This is a genomic window from Lentzea sp. CC55, assembly GCF_021056325.1.
Taxonomy (GTDB): domain Bacteria; phylum Actinomycetota; class Actinomycetes; order Mycobacteriales; family Pseudonocardiaceae; genus Lentzea; species Lentzea jiangxiensis.
Genome location: NZ_JAJCXE010000053.1, coordinates 151438 through 171967, shown reverse-complemented (window position 1 = coordinate 171967; position 20530 = coordinate 151438). Strand labels below are relative to the sequence as shown.

Genomic DNA, 20530 nt, shown 5'->3' with positions numbered 1-20530 from the left:
GGACCGCGCATCTGGGGCAAGGAATTGAGCGGTGATGGTGAGTTCTTTTCGACGTGCAATTTTCAATTGTTCATGAAAGCTGTTCATGCCCCTCATGCAAATGTCTTATGACCGGTCGAGCGGAATGGCTTGACCCTGTAAATGACGGTTGTGTAAAAAGGGTGTCAGGGGAGGGTCAGATCTGTGATCGAAGATATGTATCCGTTGGCGCCCGTTCAGCAGGGCATGCTTTTCCACGTCCTGGAAGCGCAATCGGACAACGGCGTCTACTGGGCGCAGGGGCTCTACGAGTTCGACGGCGTCCTCGACACCGACGCCATGCGACGGGCCTGGGCGCAGGTGGTGCACCGCCACGCCGTGCTGCGCACGGGCTTCGTCTGGGAGGGCGTGCCGGAACCGCTCCAGGTCGTCATGAGCGACGTCCAGGTGCCGTTCGAGGTGCACGACTTCTCGGGCGTCGACGACCAGCAGGCGGCGCTCGACGACCTGCTCGCCCGTGACCGCGCCGAAGGCTTCGACCTCACCAAGCCGCCGCTCATGCGCGTGCACCTCATCGACGACGGCACGAGCCACCACCGCATGATCTGGGCGCTCTACTCCGGACTGTGCGACGGCTGGAGCGTGCCCGTCGTCCTCGAAGAGGTCGGCGCCACCTACGACGCCCTCTGCCGCGGCACGACGCCCGACCTCGAACCCGTCCGGCCCTACCGCGACTTCATCGCCTGGCTCGCCAAGCGCGACCGCGCCGAGGCCGAGGCGTTCTGGCGCGACTACCTCGCGGGCTTCGACGCCCCGACGGCGCTGCCCGTCGACCGCGCGGTCCGCGACCACTGGGCCCAGGGCCGCCGGCGCGTCGAGCTGCCGCAGGACCTGACCAGCTCGATCATGCACCTGGCCCGCCGCCGGCACGTCACACCGTCGACGATCGTCCAGGCCGCCTGGGCACTGCTGCTGTCCGCCTACTCCGGTGACGACGAGGTCGTCTACGGCCTCACCGTGTCCGGCCGCCCCGCCGACCTGCCCGGCGTGGAGTCGATGGTGGGCGTCTTCATCAACACGCTGCCGGTGCGCGTGCGGGTGTCGTGGGAGCTGTCGTTCGCCGACTGGCTGGACGAGCTGCAGGCCGGCCAGATCGCGGTGCAGCGCTACGAGTTCACCGCGTTGTCCGACATCAAGCGCTGGTCGGACCTGCCGCGCGGCAGCGGAGTCTTCGACAGCATCGTGGTGTTCGGCAACTACCCGCAGGCCCTGCTCGCCGAGGAGGAGGAGAGCGACGACGAGGACCGCTTCGGCGCCGTCGACTCCATCGAGCAGGTCAACTACCCGATCGCGTTCGCGATCGACCTCGAGGACACGCTCAAGATCGAGGCGGAGTTCTCGACCGGCGCGTTCGACGAGAGCACCGTCGACCGGCTGCTCGAGCAGCTGCGGGCCGTGCTGACGAGCGCGGTCACCCGTCCCGATCGACCGGTGCGCGCGGTGACCGCCGCGCCCGCCGTCGGCCTGGGCGTCGGACCGGCGTTCGACGAGCCGTACACCGGTCTGGCCGAGCGCTTCCGCATGGCCGTCGACGACTTCTCCGGTCAGGTCGCCGTCCGCGGTGGTGGGGCCGAGCTGACCTACGCCGAACTGGGCGAGCGCGTCGCACGTGTCGCGTCCGGCCTGCGTGCCGCCGGTGTGCGCGAGGAAACCCGCGTCGGGCTGTGGTTCGAGCGTTCGGTCGACCTCGTCGTGGCGATCCTTGCCGTGGTGCAGGCAGGTGGCGCGTACGTGCCGCTCGATCCGGCACTGCCGCACGGCCGGCTCCGGGACGTGATGACCGCCGCCGGGGTCGACCTGGTCGTGTCGCGGGGCGACTACGTCCTGGACGCGCCGCGCCTCGGCGTGGTCGGCCTGGCGGACCTCGCCACCGCGCCCGCCGGGTGGCCCGAACTCGCCGCCCTGCCGGGACGTCTGGTCTACACGATGTTCACGTCCGGCTCGACCGGTGTGCCCAAGGGCGTCGAGGTCACCGAGGAGGGCGTGCTGCGGGTCGTGCTCGACCCGGCGGTGTCCGCCCGTCCCGGTGATGTCGTGGCGCACATGGCCGCGGTGTCGTTCGACGCGTCCACCTGGGAGATCTGGACGGCGCTGCTGACCGGCGCGACGCTGGCCGTCGCCCCGGCGAACCTCGCCGAGCGCCTGGACGTGGCGAAGCTGTACGCCGAGCACGGCGTGACGGTGTCGTTCATGACCACGGGGTTGTTCCACCAGCTGGCGGACACGGATCCGGACGTGTTCTCCGGCCACCGCCTGGTGCTGGCCGGTGGCGAGGCGATGTCACCGGTCCATGCCCGCAAGGTGCTCGACGCGAACCCGGCCGTGGCGATCCACAACATGTACGGCCCGACCGAGTCCACTGTGTACGCGTCGTCGCACGACATGCACACCGGGCGCCTCGGCCCGTCGTCGGTTCCGATCGGAACGGCGTTGCGGGGCCTGCGCTTCCACGTGCTCGACCGCTGGCTGCAGCCGGCCCCGGTCGGCGTGCCGGGGGAGCTCTACATCGGCGGCACCGGCCTCGCGCGCGGCTACGCGGGTCGTCCGGACCTGGCCGCCGAACGGTTCGTGCCCGACCCGTCCGTGCCCGGTGCCCGGATGTACCGCACGGGTGACCTGGTGCGGTGGGGCGCGGACGGCGCCGTCGACTTCGTCGGCCGCACCGACGACCAGGTGAAGATCCGCGGGTTCCGCGTGGAGCCCGGGGAGGTCGAGCACGTGCTCGCCGGGCACCCCGGCGTCGCCAACGCCGCCGTGGTCGTCACCGGCAAGCGCCTGATCGCCTACGTCGTCGGCACCGCGACGCCGGCCGCCCTGCGGACCTTCCTCGCCGGGCGGCTGCCCGAGTTCCTGGTGCCGTCGGCGATCGTGGCGCTGGACGAGCTGCCGTTGACCAGCAACGGAAAGCTCGACAGGCGAGCACTGCCGGACCCCGGCGCTCCCGAGACCACGACCGCCTACGAGCCGCCCGCGACCGATGCCGAACGCGTGCTGGCCGAGGTGTGGTCGCAGGTGCTCGGCGTGGAGCGCGTCGGCGTGCACGACAACTTCTTCGAGCTGGGCGGCGACTCGATCGTCAGCCTGCAGATCGTCGCGCGGTCCCGCGCCGCCGGGCTGCGGCTGGAGATCGCCGACCTGTTCACCCACCAGACCGTGCACGAGCTCGCCGCCCGCACCGGTACGGCCGCGCCGAGCACGGCCGACCAGGGGACCGTCACCGGACCCGTGGCGTTCACGCCGATCCAGCGGTGGTTCCTGCGCGAGGACCTGCCCGAGCGCGACCACTTCAACTGGTCCGGGATGTTCGAGCTGGCGGCGGGGACCGACGCGGACGCGATGCGCGCGGCGCTCGCCACCGTCGTCGCCCACCACGACGCCCTGCGGCTGCGCGTGCGCGGCGACACCCAGGAGAACGCGGCCGCCGAGACCGCAGACCTGGTGACCGTGCTCGACGCGCGCACCCTCGACGGCCCGGCGCTGGACGAGGCCGTCACCGCCGCCATGACGGCCGCGCAGACGTCCCTGAGCCTCACCGACGGACCGCTGCTGCGCGCCGTGCACGTCGACCGCGGCGACCGGCCGGCGTGGTTCGGCCTGACCGTGCACCACTACGTCGTCGACGCGGTCTCGTGGAACGTCCTGCTGGAAGACCTCGACACCGCGCACTCCGGCGGTGCGCTCGGCCCGAAGACGACCTCGTACCAGGAGTGGGCCGCCGCGCTGGAGGCGTTCGACCCGCGGGAGGAACTGGCCTGGTGGCGTGCCGTCGTGCGGACGACCACCCCCGTGCCGACCGACCTCGACGGCCCCAACACCGAGGACTCCACCGAGTCCGTGCGCGTCGTCCTGGACGCCGGACGCACGGCGGCGCTGCTCACGCAGGCCCACCGGGCCTACCGCACCCAGGGCCACGAGCTGCTGCTCGCCGCGCTGCTGCAGGTGCTCGGCCGGTGGACCGGCACGGGTGCCGCAGCCCTCGACCTGGAGAGCCACGGCCGCGAGCCCATCGCCGACGGCCTCGACCTCAGCCGGACCGTCGGCTGGTTCACCGCCGTCCACCCGGTCGGGCTGCAGCACACCGACCTCGCCGACACCGGCGGCGTCATCAAGGCGGTCAAGGAGCAGCTGCGGGCCGTGCCGCGCCGGGGTGTCGGCTACACCGTGCTGCGCGAGCGGGACGCGGAGCTGCGTGACGCGGTGCGGCGCCCGGTCGTCTTCAACTACCTCGGCGGTGCCGACGCGGCGGAGGACGACGCCGTCGGCCTGTTCGCCCGCGAGCTGCCCGAGGACCTGTGCGGGCCGGCGGAGGGGGATGGCGGGCTGCGGTCGCACGTGCTCGGCGTCGAGGTGGTCCAGGCCGCCGACGGCACGCTGGCCGTGGAGTGGCAGTACAGCACCAACCTCCACGAGCGCTCGACGGTCGAGCGCCTCGCCGAGGCCTACGTGCGGGCGCTCGCCGACCTCGTCGAGCACTGCCGTTCGGGAGCCCGCGGCCTCACGCCGTCGGACGTCCCGCTCGCCGGGCTCGACCAGTCCTCTGTGGACTCACTGGTGGCCCGTACGCCAGGACTGGCCGACGCCTACCCGTTGTCGCCGTTGCAGCAGGGCATGCTCTTCCACGCCGTCGAGTCGCCGGACAGCGGCGTCTACTGGACGCAGGACGTGCGCGAGCTGAGCGGCGCCCTCGACGCCGACGCCCTGCGTGCCGCCTGGCAGCTCGTGCTCGACCGGCACCCCGCGTTGCGCACCGCGTTCGTGTGGCAGGGCGTGCGGGAGCCGTTGCAGGTCGTCGTGGGTGACGTCCAGGTGCCGTTCGAGGTGCACGACTGGACGGACGTCGAGGACACCGACGCCGCCGTCGAGGAGCTGCTCGCCGCCGACCGCGCCCGCGGCTGCGACCTCACCGCCGCGCCGCTGCTGCGCGTCCACGTCGCCCGCGGCCGCGACCGGCACTGGGTCCTGCTGGCGTTCCACCACCTCTACGCCGACGGCTGGAGCATCCCGCTGCTGTGGGACGAGGTCACCGCCGCCTACCGGGGCGAGCAGCTGCCTGCCGTGCGGCCCTACCGCGACTTCATCGCGTGGCTGGCCGGGCGTGACTCCGCCGGGGCCGAGGCGTTCTGGCGGGAGTACCTCGCCGGGTTCGACTCACCGACGCCGCTGCCCGTCGACCGCGTGGTGCGCGAGCACTGGGCGCAGGGCCGCAGCGAACTGGCGCTGCCCCGCGACGTCACGGCGGAGCTCGTCGCCCTGGCCCGCGAGCAGCGGGTCACGCTGTCGACGGTCGTGCAGGCGGCGTGGGCCGTGCTGCTGTCCGCCTACTCGGGCGAGGACGACGTCGTGTTCGGCCTGACCGTGTCCGGCCGCCCGGCCGAGCTGCCCGGCGTCGAGTCGATCGTCGGCCTGTTCATCAACACGCTGCCGGTGCGCGTCCGGGTGCCGTGGGAGACGTCGTTCACCACGTGGCTCGGTGAGCTGCAGGAGAACCAGGTCGCCGTGCAGCGGCACGAGCACACGCCGCTCGCCGACATCCAGCGCGTCGCCACCGGCGGCCTGTTCGACAGCATGCTCGTCTTCGGCAACTACCCCCGGGGCGTGCTGCCGGAGGAGGGCGAGGAGGACCCGGAGGAGCTGTTCGCCTCGGCCGAGTCGGCCGAGCAGATGCACTACCCGATGATCCTCGCCGTCGACCTCGAGGCGACCCTGAGGGTGGAGGCCAACTTCTCCACCGGCGCCTTCGACGTGTCCACCGTGGAACGGCTGCTCGGGCAGCTCGCCGAGGTGCTCACCGCCGCCGCCCGCCGCCCTGCCGCCGTCGTGCGCGAGATGACGCCCGCACCGGTTGCCGGGTGGGGCTCGGGACCGTCGGCGGAGGAGCCCTTCACCGGGCTGGCCGAGCGGTTCCGGCTCACGGCGGCGCGGTTCTCCGACCAGGTGGCCGTCCGCGACGGCGCGGTCGAGCTGACCTACGCCGAGCTGGGCGACCGGGTGGCGCGCGTCGCCGCCGGTCTGCGTGCCGCGGGGGTGCGGGACGAGACGCGGGTCGGGTTGTGGTTCGAGAGGTCCGCCGACCTGGTCGTCGCGATCCTCGCCGTCGTGCGGGCGGGGGGCGCTTACGTGCCGATGGATCCCGCGCTGCCGCACAGCCGGCTCCGGGACGTCCAGACCGCTGCCGGGGTCGAGCTGGTCGTGTCGCGGGGCGACTACGCCCTCGACGCACCGCCTCTCGGCGTGGTCGGCCTGGCGGACCTCGACGGCGAGCCCTCGGAACCGGACCTCGCCGCCGCGCCGGGACGTCTGGTCTGCACGATGTTCACGTCCGGCTCGACCGGCGTGCCCAAGGGCGTCGAGGTCACCGAGGAGGGCGTGCTGCGGGTCGTGCTCGACCCGGCGGTGTCCGCCCGTCCCGGTGATGTCGTGGCGCACATGGCCGCGGTGTCGTTCGACGCGTCCACCTGGGAGATCTGGACGGCGCTGCTGACCGGCGCGACGCTGGCCGTCGCCCCGGCGAACCTCGCCGAGCGCCTGGACGTGGCGAAGCTGTACGCCGACCACGGTGTGACGGTGTCGTTCATGACCACCGGTCTGTTCCACCAGTTGGCGGACACGGATCCGGGCGTGTTCTCGGGACACCGCAAGGTCCTCGCCGGTGGCGAGGGCATGTCGCCGGTCCAGGCGCGCAAGGTGCTCGACGCGAACCCGGCCGTGGCGATCCACAACATGTACGGCCCGACCGAGTCCACCGTGTACGCGTCGTCGCACGACATGCACACCGGCCGGCTCGGGCCGGGCACCGTGCCGATCGGCGAAGCCCTGCGCGGACTGCGCTTCTCCGTGCTGGACCGCTGGCTGCGTCCCACTCCCGTCGGCGTGCCGGGGGAGCTGTACATCGGCGGCACCGGCCTCGCGCGCGGCTACGCGGGTCGTCCGGACCTGGCCGCCGAACGGTTCGTGCCCGATCCGGCCGTGCCCGGTGCCCGGATGTACCGCACGGGTGACCTGGTGCGGTGGGGTGCCGACGGCGCCGTCGACTTCGTCGGCCGCACCGATGACCAGGTGAAGATCCGCGGGTTCCGCGTGGAGCCCGGGGAGGTCGAGCACGTGCTCGCCGGCCACTCCGGTGTCGCCAACGCCGCCGTGGTCGTTCGCGAGCTGCCGCAGGGCAAGCGGCTCGTGGCGTACGTCGTGGGCACCGCCTCGCCCGCCGGCCTGCGCGAGTTCCTCGCCGGGCGGCTGCCCGAGTTCCTCGTCCCGTCGGCGATCGTGCCGCTCGACGAGCTGCCGTTGACCAGCAACGGAAAGCTCGACAAGCGAGCACTGCCGCTGCCCGGCGCGCCGGAGTCGGCGTCGTACGCGGCACCGGCCACGGACGTCGAACGCACCCTCGCCGCCGTGTGGCAGGACGTCCTCGGCGTCGAGCGCGTCGGCGTGCACGACAACTACTTCGAGCTCGGCGGCGACTCGATCGTCAGCTTGAAGATCGCCGCCAGGGCACGGGAAGCCGGCCTGGAGCTGAAGATCGCCGACATCTTCACGCACCAGACCGTCGCCGAGCTCGCCGCGCACACGGGGGTCGCCGCCGCGGACGCGGCGGAGGTGAAACCGCTGGCGGACCTCGAACCCCTCCGCGGACGGGTGCCGGGCCTGGTCGACGCCTACCCGTTGTCGCCCCTGCAGCAGGGCATGCTCTTCCACGTCCTGGAGGCGCCCGCCGACACCGCGGTGTACTGGGCGCAGGACGTCCGCGAGATCCGCGGGCCGCTCGACGCGGCCGCCCTGCGCGAAGCCTGGCACACGGTCGTGGGCCGGCACCCCGCGCTGCGCAGCGCGTTCGTGTGGGAGGGCGTCGAGGAACCGCTGCAGGCCGTGGTCGGCGAGGTCGCCGTGCCGTTCGAGGTGCTCGACTGGACCTCCGTCACCGACCCCGGCGCCGCGCTGGACGAGCTGCTCGACGCCGACCGGCGCCGTGGCTTCGACGTCACCACCGCGCCGTTGCTGCGGGTGTACGTGGCCGACCGGGGCGACCGCCAGTGGGTCGTGTTCACGTTCCACCACCTGTACCTCGACGGCTGGAGCATCCCGCTCGTCTGGGACGAGGTGGTCGCGGCCTACCGCGGCGAACCGCTGCCGCCGGTGCGCCCGTACCGCGACTACATCGCGTGGCTGCGGGAGCAGCCCCCGGCCGACGACTTCTGGCGCGCCTACCTCGACGGCTTCACCTCGCCCACCGCGCTGCCGGTCGACCGCACCACGCGGCTGCACTGGGAGCAGGGCAGGCGGCACCGCGAGCTGCCCGAGACCGTCGCCCTGCGGCTGGAGGAACTGGCCCGCCGCGAACGCGTCACGATCAGCGCCGTCGTGCAGGCGGCCTGGGCGCTGCTGCTCGCGTCGCACAGCGGTGACGACGACGTGGTCTTCGGCCTCACCGTCTCGGGACGCCCCGCGGACCTGGCCGGCGTCGAGTCGATCGTCGGCCTGTTCATCAACACGCTGCCGGTGCGGATCGCCGTCCCCGGCGACCGCACGCCGTTCGACGAGTGGCTGCGGACCGTCCAGGCGGGCCAGGTCGCCGTGCAGCGGTTCGAGCACTCGCCGCTGGTCGACATCCAGCGGGTGACGGGCGTGCCGCGGCTCTTCGAGAGCATCGTCGCGGTCCAGAACCTGCCCGGCGGTGCCGACGACGGTGCCGACGACGACGGGGACGAGTTCGACTCGCCGGCGTTGCTGGAGCAGGGCCGCTACCCGCTGAAGCTCGTCGTCGACGTCGACGGTCAGCTCGCCCTGCTGTGCGAGTACTCGGCGGGCGCGTTCGACGACGCCACCGTCGAGGCGCTGCTGGACCAGCTGGAGCTGATCCTCACGACCGTCGCCTCCGCTCCCGGCACGCCCGTGCGGGAGATCGCGCTGCTGGACGCCGTTCAGCGCGCCGAGGTGCTGTCGTGGAGCACGTCCGAGCCCCGTGAGCTGCCTTCCGCGCACCTGGCGGCGTTGTTCGGACGCCAGGTGGCCGCCCACCCGGACCGGGTGGCGCTGCGCGGCGGCACCGAGCTGACCTACGCGCAGCTCGACCGCCGGGCCGCCGGTGCCGCGGAGCAGTTGCGGGGCTTCGGCGTGGGCGCGGGGACGCGGGTCGGACTGCACCTCGACCGGAGCGCGGAGCTGATCGTCGCGATGCTCGGGGTCGTGGGGGCCGGTGGCAGCTACGTGCCGCTGGACCCGGCTCAGGGCCCGGCACGGCTCGGGCAGGTGGTGGGGACGGCCGGGGTCGAGCTCGTCGTGACGGCGGGCGGGTGGCCGGAAGCCGAGGTGCCCGGCGTGCGCGTGGTCGCCCTGACGGACGCGACGGCCGAAGGCCCGCTCCCCGTCACCGGTGACGCCGCGGACGAGCTCTACGTCCTCTTCACCTCCGGCTCGACCGGCGTCCCCAAGGGCGTGTCGCTCACCCACGAGGGTGTCGCCAGGGTCTGCACCGACCCGGCCGTCCGCGTCGAGCCCGGCGACGTCGTCGCGCACCTCGCCGGCATCGGCTTCGACACCGGCGCCTTCGAGATCTGGCTGGCGTTGCTGGGCGGCGCCACCCTCGTCGTCGGCCCTGCGGACCTCGCCGAGCGGATGGACGTCGGCAAGTTCCTGCGCGACAACGGCATCACGGCCTCGCTGCTCACGACGGGCCTCTTCCACCAGCTGGTCGAGACCTCGCCCGACGTGCTCGACGGCCTGCGCCTGCTCGTCGTCGGCGGTGACGCCCTGCAGGCCCAGCACGCCCGCACGGCCCGCGAGCGCCGGCCCGGCCTGCGCATCGTGAACGCCTACGGGCCCACCGAGACCACCATGACGTGCACGGTCCACACCCTCGGCGAGATCGGCGCGCACGTGCCGATCGGCCGGCCGTTCGCGGGCATGCGGGCGTTCGTGCTCGACCCGTGGCTGCGGCCGGTCCCGGCCGGGGTGGCGGGGGAGCTGTTCGTCGGAGGTCCCGGTGTGGCGCGCGGGTACGTCGGCCGTCCGGACCTCACGGCCGAGCGGTTCGTGCCCGACCCCACCCGGCCCGGCGCTCGCCTGTACCGCACCGGGGACCGGGCGCGGTGGAGGGCCGACGGCACGCTGGAGTTCCTCGGCAGGGCCGACGACCAGGTCAAGATCCGGGGCTTCCGGGTCGAGCCCGGCGAGGTCGAGGCGCTGCTGACCACGCACGGGGACGTGCGGGCCGCCGCGGTCGTCGCCCTGGCGTCCGGCACCGGCAAGCGTCTCGTCGCCTACGTGGTCACGGACGCCGCAACGGCGGAGCTGCGCGCGTTCCTGCGCGGGAAGTTGCCCGACTACCTGGTGCCGTCGGCGTTCGTGACGCTCGACGCGCTGCCGCTCACCGCCAACGGCAAGCTCGACCGCCGCGCCCTGCCCGAGCCCCCGGCACCGGAGGCGGACGGCGCGTACGTCGCCCCGCGCACCGAGGGCGAACGGGCACTGGCGGGCATCTGGGAGCGGTTGCTGGGCACCGGAAGGGTCGGCGTGCACGACAACTTCTTCGAGCTGGGCGGCGACTCGATCGCCAGCCTGCAGGTCGTGGCGCGGGCGCGCGCCGCGGGTCTCGGCCTCGCGGTCGCGGACCTGTTCACCCACCAGACGGTCGCCGAGCTGGCCGCCGCGGCCACCGTCCCGGCGCAGGTCGAGCAGGGCCCGGTCACCGGACCGGTGCCGCTCACGCCCATCCAGCGGTGGTTCACCGGTGCCACGATCGACGACCGCCACCACTGGAACTGGTCGGGGCTCTTCGAACTGGCGCCGGACGTCGACGCCGGCAGGCTCGCGGAAGCGCTGAACACCCTGGTGACGCACCACGACGCCCTGCGCACCCGCCTGCACCACGGGCCCGACGGCTGGCACCAGTGGATCGCCGAACCGGGGGAGACGGCGAGGTTCACGGTCGTGCGGGGCGATGTCCGGCACCACATGGACGAGCTGCAGCGGTCGCTGGACCTCGCCGGAGGCCCGCTGGTGGCGGCGGTGCTGCTCGACCGCGGCGACGCACCGGCGTGGCTCGGCCTCGTGGTCCACCACCTGGTCGTCGACGGCGTGTCGTGGAACGTGCTGCTGGAGGACCTCGACGCGGCGTACCGGGGCGAACCGCTCCCGCCGAAGACGACGTCGTTCCGGCGCTGGGCCGAGTCCGTCACCGCGTTCGCGGACAGCGGCGAGGCACGTGACGAGCTGCCGTACTGGCTCGACAAGGTCGAGACGGCCTTCACCCTGCCGGTCGACGCCACCGGTGCCAACACCGAGGACTCCGCGGCGGTCGTCGAGGTCGCCGTGGACGCCGGGAACCTGCCCAACGCGCAGGTCCTCGACGTGGTCCTGGCCGCGCTCCACCAGACGCTGGGGGAGTGGGCCGGCACGGACACCGTGGTCGTCGACCTCGAACACCACGGCCGCGAAAGCCTCGCGCCCGCGACGGACCTGTCCCGCACGGTCGGGTGGTTCACCTCGGTGCACCCGGTGGTGCTCCGGCACGGCGACCTGACCGATGGCGCCGGAGTCCTCGACGCCGCAAGGGAAAGCATCAACTCCGTGCCACGCCACGGAGTCGGCTACGGCGCACTGCGCCACCTGACGGCCGAGGACCCGGAGGTGCGCCGCCTGCGCGCCGCGCCGGAACGACAGATCAACATCAACTTCACGGGCGGGCTCGACGCCGTGAACGACGACGGGGTCAGGGGTCTCGTCGCCGACGAACTACCGGGTGACCTGTGCGGCGACAGCACCAGCGGAGGTGTCCGCCCGTACGCGCTGCACCTGGAGATCGAGCGCACCGGCGGGGGAGAGCTCCTCGTCGAATGGCACCACAGCACCAACCTCCACCGCACCGAGACCGTGCAGCGGGCCGCCATCCGCTTCCGGCAGGCCGCGGAGGCCCTGATCGCCCACCTGAACAGCAATTGAGGGGGAGCAGTCCTTGTCCACGCCCAAACGGATCTACACGCTGTCGTCGGAAGAAGCCGCCGAGGCCGAGACCCTGACGCTGCGCATCGCCAAGGAGTACTCGGGTCCCGCCGACGAGCAGCTGCTGCGCGACCTGCCGCTGCTCGCCGCCGAACTGCCCGTGGGACAGCGCCGCTTCCTGCGCGACTTCGCGCTCGAGGACGAGCTCGGCTACTGCGTGGTCCGCGGTCACAACATCGACGACGCCCGCATCGGCCCGACGCCGCGGCACTGGCGCGGCCGCCCCACCCCGGCCCCGGAGTTCGCCGAGGAGATCCTCCTGCTGCTGCACGGCGCCCTGCTCGGGGAGCCGTTCGGCTGGAAGACCCAGCAGGACGCCCGGCTCGTGCACGACATCTTCCCCATCAAGGGGTTCGAGACCGAGCAGATGGGGATCGGCAGCACCGACACGCTCACGCTGCACACCGAGGACGCGTTCCACCCGTGGCGCGCGGACTACCTGCTGCTGGAGTGCCTGCGCAACCCCGACCGGGTCGCCACGATCGTCTCCGAGCCGGACCTGCGCTCGCTCGCCCCCGAGCACCTCGCGCTCCTGCACGAGCCGAACTTCCTGATCCGGCCGGACGACTCGCACCTGGCGAAGCACAACGTCACCCAGGGCGTCGACGCCGAGTTCTCCGAGATCGACGAGATGAAGGCCGACGACAACCGCGTCGCGGTGCTCTACGGGTCGCGCGAGCACCCGTACATCCGCATCGACCCGTACTTCATGGAGATCCCGGCGGAGCCGGCGCCGCGCGCGGCCCTGCAGGCCGTCAGCGACCTGCTGGAGGCGTCCTGCCTGGACGTCGCCCTGGAGCCCGGCGACGTCCTCGTCATCAACAACCACCGCCTCGCGCACGGGCGGCAGGCGTTCCAGGCCCGCTACGACGGCACGGACCGCTGGCTCAAGCGGGTCAGCATCACGACCGACCTGCGGAAGTCCCACGAGCGACGCGCCTCGGCGACCGCACGCCTCATCTGACGGATACGGAAGTCATGCCGAACCCGCTCCACAACCTCCCGCCCACCGCCAGGGGCATCCTCGCCGTCCTCCGGGTGCTGCCCAGGGTCAGCCGGCCGCGCACGGCGCTCCTGGCGGGTGGCGTGGTGGTGAGCGCCGTCCTGCCCATCGGGATCGCGGTGCTCACCGGACTGCTCATCGGCGCGATCCCCGACGCGGCCAGGGGCGGCGCGGGCTCGCCCGCCGCGGACCGGGTGGGCTCCCTGCTCGTCGCGATCGCCGTCGCGATCCTCGTCGAACGCCTGACGTCCCCGCTGCTGCGGGCCGCGGTGTCGACGCTCGGCCGCGACGTCGACCGGTACCTGCAGGAGGTCGTGCTCACCGCCCTGGGCCGCCCGAGGGGCATCGCCCACCTCGAGGACCCCGGCGTGATGGACGAGGTCCGCGTCGTGCGGGGCCTCGGCATGAGCGCGCACCGGCCGGGACAGACCGTCGAGGCCCTGCCGGAGGTGCTCACGTCGTGGCTGCGGGCCGTCGGCTCGGCGGCCGTGCTCACCTGGTTCCACTGGTGGCTCGGCCTGCTGTGGCTCGTGGTCTGGCCGATCATCGTCTACCGGATGCAGCGCGACTACCTGCGCGTCGGCGAGGAGGGGTTCGGGCAGAGCGCCCAGCTCCGCCAGGCCGAGTACGCGCGTGACCTCGCGCTCGACCCGGCCCCGGCCAAGGAGGTCCGCCTCTGGGGCGCCCTCGACTGGCTCGTCACGCGGTTCGACACGTTGTGGCAGGCCGGGATCGGCCCCATCCGGCGGGCCCGCCGGCCGCGACCGGGCATGGTGCTCGGGTCGGCGTCCGCGATCCTCGCGATCAACGTGCTGTCCTACGGCCTGCTCGCGTACGCCGCGGTGGAAGGCGACCTGACGCTCGCCGCCCTCGCCGTGTTCGTGGAGGCGCTCGCGAACGCCAACGAGTACGCCGTCGGCGACGAGCACCTGTACCTCTCGAACGCCGCCGTCACCGTGCCGAAGCTGCTGTCGCTGGAGAAGCGGCTCGCGGACAGCGGGCCACCCGAGTCCGGCCTGCCGGTCGGGGCGGACGTCCCGGCGCGGGAGATCCGGTGCGAAGGCGTGTCCTTCAGCTACCCCGGCAACGACCGCGAGGTCCTGAACGGACTGGACCTCGTGATCCCCGCCGGGAAGTCGCTGGCGGTCGTCGGCGACAACGGCGCCGGCAAGACCTCGCTCGTGAAGCTGCTGGCCGGTCTCTACGAACCCACCGGCGGCAAGATCACCGTCGACGGAGCCGACCTGGTGGATCTCGACCCGCGGGAGTGGCGCAGGCGGGTCGCGGTGCTGTTCCAGGACTTCACCCGCTACCACCTGCCGGTGCGCGACAACATCGGGCTGGGCGCTCCCGAGCACGCGGGCGACGAGGCCATGCTGCGCCGCGCCGCCGAACGGGCCGGGATCGGCGACCTGGTCGAGTCGTTGCCCCACGGCTGGGACACCGTGCTGTCGCAGGCCTACAGCGACGGCGTCGACCTCTCCGGCGGGCAGTGGCAGCGCGTCGCCCTGGCCCGCGCGATGTTCGCCGTCGAGGCGGGCGCGAGGGTCCTCGTGCTCGACGAACCCGCCGCGGCGCTCGACGTGCGGGCGGAAGCCGAGCTGTACGAACGGTTCCTGGACCTTACCCAGGGCCTCACCACGATCATCATCTCGCACCGCTTCTCCACCGTGCGGCGCGCCGACCGGATCGTGGTCGTCTCCGAGGGCCGTGTCGTCGAGAACGGCGGCCACGACGAACTGCTCGACCTCGACGGCCGCTACGCCCACCTGTTCCGCCTGCAGGCGGAGCGCTTCCAGCCGGTGGGAGGCACCGATGCGTGACACCTGGAGGGCTTTCCTCACGACCATCAGCTTCGGCTTCCGGGCGGCGCGCCGGCACGCGGTCTTCCAGATCGTCACGGAGATCGCCCTCGCGCTCACCGGTCCCCTGATCGCCTACAGCGCCGGCAACCTGGTCGACGCCGCCCACGACGGTGATCTGGAGGGCGCGCTCACCGCCGGGTTCGGCATCGCCGCCGCCACCGGGCTGCTCATCGTCGCCCAGTACTACAACGCCCACTGCGTGTTCGCCGTGCTCGAACGCACGCAGGCGTTGTCGGACCGGACGCTGATGCGCCTGCTCGGCGGGATCGGCAGCCTCGCCCCGCACGAGAACCCGGAGTACCTGGACCAGATCCAGCTCCTGCGCGAGGAGCGCGAGAGCCTCGCCGAGATGACCAACGCGACCGCGGGCCTGATCAGCGCGATCGTCGGCTTCGGCACCACCGCGCTGCTGCTCGCCGACGTGCACCCCGCGCTGATCTCGCTGGCCCTGCTGGCGTTCATCTCGCTGTGGATCACCAGCCGGGCCAACGACCTCGCCGTGGACGCCCAGGAGGACACCGGCGAGACCGAGCGGTTGCGCCGCCACCTGTTCGACATCGGCACGACCGCCGGCGCGGGCAAGGAGCTGCGGATCTTCGGGCTCACCCGCGAACTGGTGCACCGCCACCACGAGGTCTCCGGCGAGGTGCTGGACACCCGCAACCGCGCGGCCTGGCGCGGCGCGGCGCTCAAGAGCATCGACGCCGTCGTCAACGCGGCCGGGTTCTTCGGCGCCATCGCGCTCGTGGTCTGGCTCGCGGTGCAGGGCAGGGCGACGCCCGGTGACGTCGTCCTGGTCGTCGCGCTCACCATCGAGATGGCCGCCGTCGTCGCCACGTCCGTCGGCTACAGCGGCGACTTCCTGTGGTGCCTCAAGCAGGCCAGGCGCTACGTGTGGCTGGAGCGGTTCGCCGCGTCCGCCGCGAAACAGCCGGACGAGCCGGCCACCCCGCCCGCGTCGCTGAGCCGCGGCATCGACCTCGTCGACGTCACCTACCGCTACCCGGGCAGTGAGCGCACCGTCCTCGACGGTGTCTCGCTGCACCTGCCCGCCGGCTCGGTCGTGGCACTGGTGGGGGAGAACGGCGCGGGCAAGTCGACGCTCGTGAAGCTGCTGTGCGACTTCTGCGAACCCGGCGAGGGCAGGGTCGAGGTCGACGGCGTCGACCTGCGCCGGTTCCCCGTCGCGCAGTGGCGGGCCCGGCTCACCGGTGCCTTCCAGGACTTCGTGGAGCTGCGGTTCGCGGTCCGCGAGAGCATCGGTGTCGCCGACACCGCGAAGATCGGCGACGACGCCGCGTTGCGGGGCGCCCTGCGGCGGGCGGGAGCGACGTCCGTCGTGGACCGCCTGCCGCACGGCCTCGACACGCGGCTGGGCCGGGACTGGGACGGTGGCGTCGAGCTGTCGGGCGGCCAGTGGCAGAGGCTGGCGCTCGCCCGGGGCCTGCTGCGCACCGATCCGCTGCTGGCGGTGTTCGACGAACCGACCGCCGCCCTGGACCCGCAGACCGAGCACGCCTTGTTCGAGCGCTTCGCCGAGGCGGCACGGGAAGGCAGTTCGCGCGGCACGGTGACCCTCCTGGTGTCGCACCGCTTCTCGACCGTGCGCATGGCCGACCTGATCGTCGTCCTCGACGGCGGCCGCATCCGCGAGGTGGGCAGCCACTCCGACCTCATGGCCCACCCCGACCTCTACGCCGAGCTGTACGAGCTGCAGTCCTCGGCCTACCGCTGAAAGGAGCCGTCCCGATGAAGTTCGAACCAGCACCTCTCGAGGACTGGATGCGTCTGTACTACTTCGCGGTCGACGACGACATCGGCAGCAGCGGGGTGGAGGACTACTCGCTCGCCGACCTGCGGGCGGTGCTCGGCATCGACGCCGCCGAGCTCGACGCCGTGGTGTTCCGCGACAGCACCTCGTTCGGCGGCGAGGAGGTCCGCACCGCCATCGCCGACGAGTGGGGGACCGGCGACCCCGACCGGGTCATGGTCACGCACGGCGGCAGCGAGGCGATCTACCTCGTGCTCAGCACGCTGCTCGACCCGAGCGACGCCGTCGTCGTCACCGAGCCGACCTACCACACGCACACGTCGATCGCCCGGACCATGGGCTGCGAGCTGCGGGTGTGGCCGCTGCGGCCCGAGAACGGGTTCCGGCCCGACCTCGACGACCTGCGTGCCGTGGTCGACGGCGCCAAAGCCGTCGTCGTGAACTTCCCGCACAACCCGACGGGGGCGTCTCTCACACCGGAGCAGCGCGACGAGTTCGTCGCGATCTGCCGCGAGGCGGGCGCGTACCTGGTGTGGGACCAGGCGTTCCGCGAGATGGTCGTCGAGGGCGAACCGCTGGTGGACCCCGTGCACGACTACGACAGGGCCATCTCGATCGGCACCCTGTCCAAGGGCTACGGCCTGCCGGGGCTGCGGGTCGGCTGGGCGATCGGGCCGCAGGACGTGCTGCACGGCACGCTGGAACTGCGCGACCGCATGACGCTGCACCTCTCGCCGTTGGTCGAGCTGCTCGCCACCCGCGTCGCGCGCAACGCGGGTCTCCTGGTCGGTGCCCGCATGCAGCAGGCCCGCCACAACCTGGGGCTGCTGCGCCGGTGGGCCGCCGACCACCCGGACCTGATCGACCTGCCGGAGCCGATGGGCGGCGCTTCCACGTTCCCGCGGCTGCTCGGCCACGCCGACACCACCGGCTTCTGCCACGACCTCGCGAGGGACCACCGCACGCTCCTCGTCCCGGGGTCGTGCTTCGGCGACCCGGCCCGCGTCCGGCTGGGCTACGGCGGCCCCACCGCCTCGTTCACCCGAGGCCTCGACACGCTCGCACTCGCAGGGGAGAAAGCCCGTGTTCAGAATTGACCTGTCCGACTCCGACGTCGCCGAGGCCGGCGCCCTGGTCGCGTCGCTGGCCGAGCGCTACCGCACGGTCGAGGACCCGGCCTTCGTGCGCGACGCCACCATCATCGCCCACGAGCTGCCCCGCGCCCTGCGCGCGGGCCTGACCGAGTTCCGCCTCACCGAGCCGCACCCGCTGTGCGTCGTCGGCGGCTACCGGATCGACGACGCCGGCATCGGCCCGACGCCGGCGCACTGGAAGGACTGCGGCGGCGAGGGACGTCCCACGCTCGCCGAGGACCTGTTCTTCTACCTGTGCGCGTCGCTGCTCGGTGACCCCATCGCGTGGTCCACCCAGCAGGACGGCCGGCTGCTGCACGACGTGTTCCCCATCAAGGAGCACCAGTACGAGCAGCTCGGCTCCGGCAGCGAGGAGCTGCTGACGTGGCACATCGAGGACGCGTTCCACCCGATGCGCACGGACTACGTGGGCCTGATGTGCCTGCGCAACCCCGACGGCGTCAACACCACCTACGGCTCGCTGGAAGGCGTCGACCTCCCGGCGGACGTCGTCGAGGTGCTGCGCCAGGAGCGCTTCCCGATCCGGCCCGACCGCTCGCACCTCGCCGCCAACCGCCAGAACGACGAGGAGGACGAGCAGCTGCGCCGCCTGCGCGACCGCAGCTACGAGTGGATCTCCGGCCTGGACGCGAACCCGGAGCCCATCGCGGTCCTCTTCGGCCCGCAGGAGGACCCCTACCTGCGCCTGGACCCGTACTTCATGGAGGTCCCCGCGTCGGACCCCGAGGCGGCCGCCGCGCTGGACGCGATCGTGAAGGCGATCGACGCCAACATCTCCGGCTACGCCCTCAAGCCCGGTGAGGTCCTGTTCCTGGACAACTACCGCGGCACGCACGGCCGGGAGCCGTTCAAGGCCCGTTTCGACGGCACCGACCGGTGGCTCACCCGCTTGAACATCGCCCGCGACCTCCGCAAGTCGCGTGCCCACCGCCGCAGCGCGGACGCCCGCACCATCTACTGAAAAGAGCCGATCAATGCGCACCAGCCCTTTCGACGACGAGGACGGCCGCTTCTTCGTGGTGGTCAATGACGAGGGCCAGCACGCCCTGTGGCCCGCGACGCTCGCCACCGTGCCCGACGGCTGGACCGTCGTGCACGGCGAGGAAACCCGCCAGTCGTGCCTCGACTACGTGAACGAGCACTGGACCGACATGCGCCCGCGCAGCGTCCGCGAGCAGCTCGACCGCGCCGCCGCGCGGCACTGACGGCGTGAACGCGAACCCCGCGCCCGGCCGGTCCGGGCGCGGGGTTTTGCGCTGAGGCGCAATGGCTACTGCGAGTGCGCGTGCGCGCTGTTTACTGCCGCCATGCGTTCGAGGAGCTTCAGCAGCACCGTCCGCCGGGTCGCCGCCGCGGCAGCGGTGGCGCTCTCGGTGATCACCGTGAACACCCCGTCCGCCGGCGCCGCCGCGCAGGAGTTCGTCTTCTCGGGACCGAGCTACGGCTACGCCGGGGCGACGTTCGACTGGACCGGCCGCGGCTCGGTCGGCAACATCGACCTGATCGTCTCCGACTGGGGTTGCGACGCCAAGCCGGTGTACGCGTACTTCCTGTTCTACAACGGGTCGCTCACCCCGGACACGACTCCGACGCGCCGCTACGACCACTCGGGCTGCGACAAGGAGGACTACTCGACCTACAACAACCTGTCGTGGTCGATCAGCGGCGACTCGATCACCTACTTCGCCGTGGTGGTCTGCCGTGACGCGTTCGACGGACCGTGCAACGCGAGCGGCCTGTCCGGCCGCAACCCCTACGCCTGAACGGTCAGCACGATCCTGCCGAAGACCTCGCCCGCGTCCATCTTCCGGTGCGCGAGCGCGGCCTGCTCCAACGGCAGCGCCTCGTGCACGACGGCCCGCAGTTCGCCGCGGACCGCGGCGGCGAACTGCGCGGCCCCCACCGTCCGCCTGTCCTCTTCGGACACCGTGTCGGCGCTGAACGTGCTGAAGGACAACGATTTCCGGAACGCCGCCATCATCCGCGTGCTGACGTCTCCGGGCGGAGGCCCGGCGACGGCACCGACCACGACGAGCCGCCCGTTGGGGTTGAGCCTGTCGAGGAACGACGGCAGGTCCTGCCCGGCCACGACGTCGACGACGACGTCGTAGCCGTCGTTCGTGGTGCCGGAGCGGCCCAGCACGTGGGTCGCTCCGAGCACGCGCAGCCGTTCACCCCGCGCGGCCGAGGACGTCGTGACCGCCACGGCCTTCGCGCCCCGCCGGGCCGCGAGTTGGACCGCCATGGTGCCGATGCCGCCGGACGCACCGCGCACCAGCACGGACTCGCCCGGGGAGAAGCGGGCGTGGGCCAGGCCGAAGTGCGCCACCACCCCGGCGCCGCCGAGCGCCACCGACTCCTCCGCGGACAGCCCCGCGGGGAGCGCGACGACCAAGCCGGCCGGCACGACCGCCAGTTCGGCGTACCCGCCCCCGACGCCGGTGGGCGCCCACACCCGCCGCCCCACCCAGGACGGGTCGACCCCGCCGCCCGTGGAGACCACGGTCCCCGCGACCTCCCCGCCGGGCACGTGGCCCTCCCGGAAACCGTAGGCGGCGAGGTCGCCGCGCCTGATCAGGACGTCGGCACCGCCGACCCCGGCCGCCTCGACGGCCACGAGCACCTGCCCCTCGGCGGGAACGGGGTCGGGGAGGTCGACGACGACCACCCCGTCCGGTGAGCCGAACGTCTGCACCACAAT

Annotated in this window: 9 protein-coding genes; 8 read left to right on the top strand and 1 reads right to left on the bottom strand. The window is 72.6% G+C overall.

Annotation, left to right across the window (positions count from 1 at the left end):
• Nucleotides 1–183: 183 nt before the first annotated feature.
• The 8 genes from L6E10_RS32605 (at nt 184) to L6E10_RS32570 (ending at nt 19592) form a co-directional block, all read left to right on the top strand.
• The gene (locus L6E10_RS32605) at nt 184–11976 is read left to right on the top strand and encodes a non-ribosomal peptide synthetase (protein WP_236223988.1); all 11793 of its coding nucleotides are present in this window, start codon (nt 184–186) and stop codon (nt 11974–11976) included.
• A gap of 13 nt (nt 11977–11989) precedes the next feature.
• Entirely contained in the window at nt 11990–13000 is a 1011-nt protein-coding gene (gene gntD, locus L6E10_RS32600; protein ID WP_236223987.1) for a guanitoxin biosynthesis L-enduracididine beta-hydroxylase GntD, read from the top strand.
• Nucleotides 13001–13014: 14 nt separating this feature from the next.
• Nucleotides 13015–14862, top strand: coding sequence for an ABC transporter ATP-binding protein (locus tag L6E10_RS32595; protein ID WP_236223986.1), 1848 nt, complete (start codon nt 13015–13017; stop codon nt 14860–14862).
• A complete protein-coding gene (locus tag L6E10_RS32590) occupies nt 14855–16639 on the top strand; it encodes an ABC transporter ATP-binding protein (protein WP_236223985.1) in 1785 nt (594 codons plus the stop codon). The genes L6E10_RS32595 and L6E10_RS32590 overlap by 8 nt, the downstream gene beginning before the upstream one ends.
• A 14-nt stretch (nt 16640–16653) precedes the next feature.
• Nucleotides 16654–17772 carry a capreomycidine synthase gene (gene vioD / locus L6E10_RS32585; protein WP_236223984.1) on the top strand — a complete coding sequence of 373 codons (1119 nt, stop codon included), beginning with the start codon at nt 16654–16656 and terminating at the stop codon, nt 17770–17772.
• A complete protein-coding gene (gntD, locus tag L6E10_RS40480) occupies nt 17759–18790 on the top strand; it encodes a guanitoxin biosynthesis L-enduracididine beta-hydroxylase GntD (protein ID WP_218130208.1) in 1032 nt (343 codons plus the stop codon). Before vioD ends, gntD (L6E10_RS40480) begins: the two co-directional genes overlap by 14 nt.
• A gap of 13 nt (nt 18791–18803) precedes the next feature.
• The gene (locus L6E10_RS32575) at nt 18804–19034 is read left to right on the top strand and encodes an MbtH family NRPS accessory protein (RefSeq protein WP_090096381.1); all 231 of its coding nucleotides are present in this window, start codon (nt 18804–18806) and stop codon (nt 19032–19034) included.
• A gap of 102 nt (nt 19035–19136) precedes the next feature.
• The gene (locus L6E10_RS32570; RefSeq protein WP_236223983.1) at nt 19137–19592 is read left to right on the top strand and encodes a hypothetical protein; all 456 of its coding nucleotides are present in this window, start codon (nt 19137–19139) and stop codon (nt 19590–19592) included.
• On the opposite strand, the gene L6E10_RS32565 is transcribed toward L6E10_RS32570, so the two are convergent.
• Entirely contained in the window at nt 19583–20530 is a 948-nt protein-coding gene (locus tag L6E10_RS32565; RefSeq protein ID WP_374237585.1) for a zinc-binding dehydrogenase, read from the bottom strand. The genes L6E10_RS32570 and L6E10_RS32565 overlap by 10 nt on opposite strands.

Coding starts and splice junctions, on each gene's coding strand:
- L6E10_RS32595 (WP_236223986.1), top strand. CDS start 13,015: ATGCCGAACCCGCTCCACAACCTCCCGCCCACCGCCAGGGGCATCCTC.
- L6E10_RS32590 (WP_236223985.1), top strand. CDS start 14,855: ATGCGTGACACCTGGAGGGCTTTCCTCACGACCATCAGCTTCGGCTTC.
- vioD (WP_236223984.1), top strand. CDS start 16,654: ATGAAGTTCGAACCAGCACCTCTCGAGGACTGGATGCGTCTGTACTAC.
- L6E10_RS32575 (WP_090096381.1), top strand. CDS start 18,804: ATGCGCACCAGCCCTTTCGACGACGAGGACGGCCGCTTCTTCGTGGTG.
- L6E10_RS32570 (WP_236223983.1), top strand. CDS start 19,137: ATGCGTTCGAGGAGCTTCAGCAGCACCGTCCGCCGGGTCGCCGCCGCG.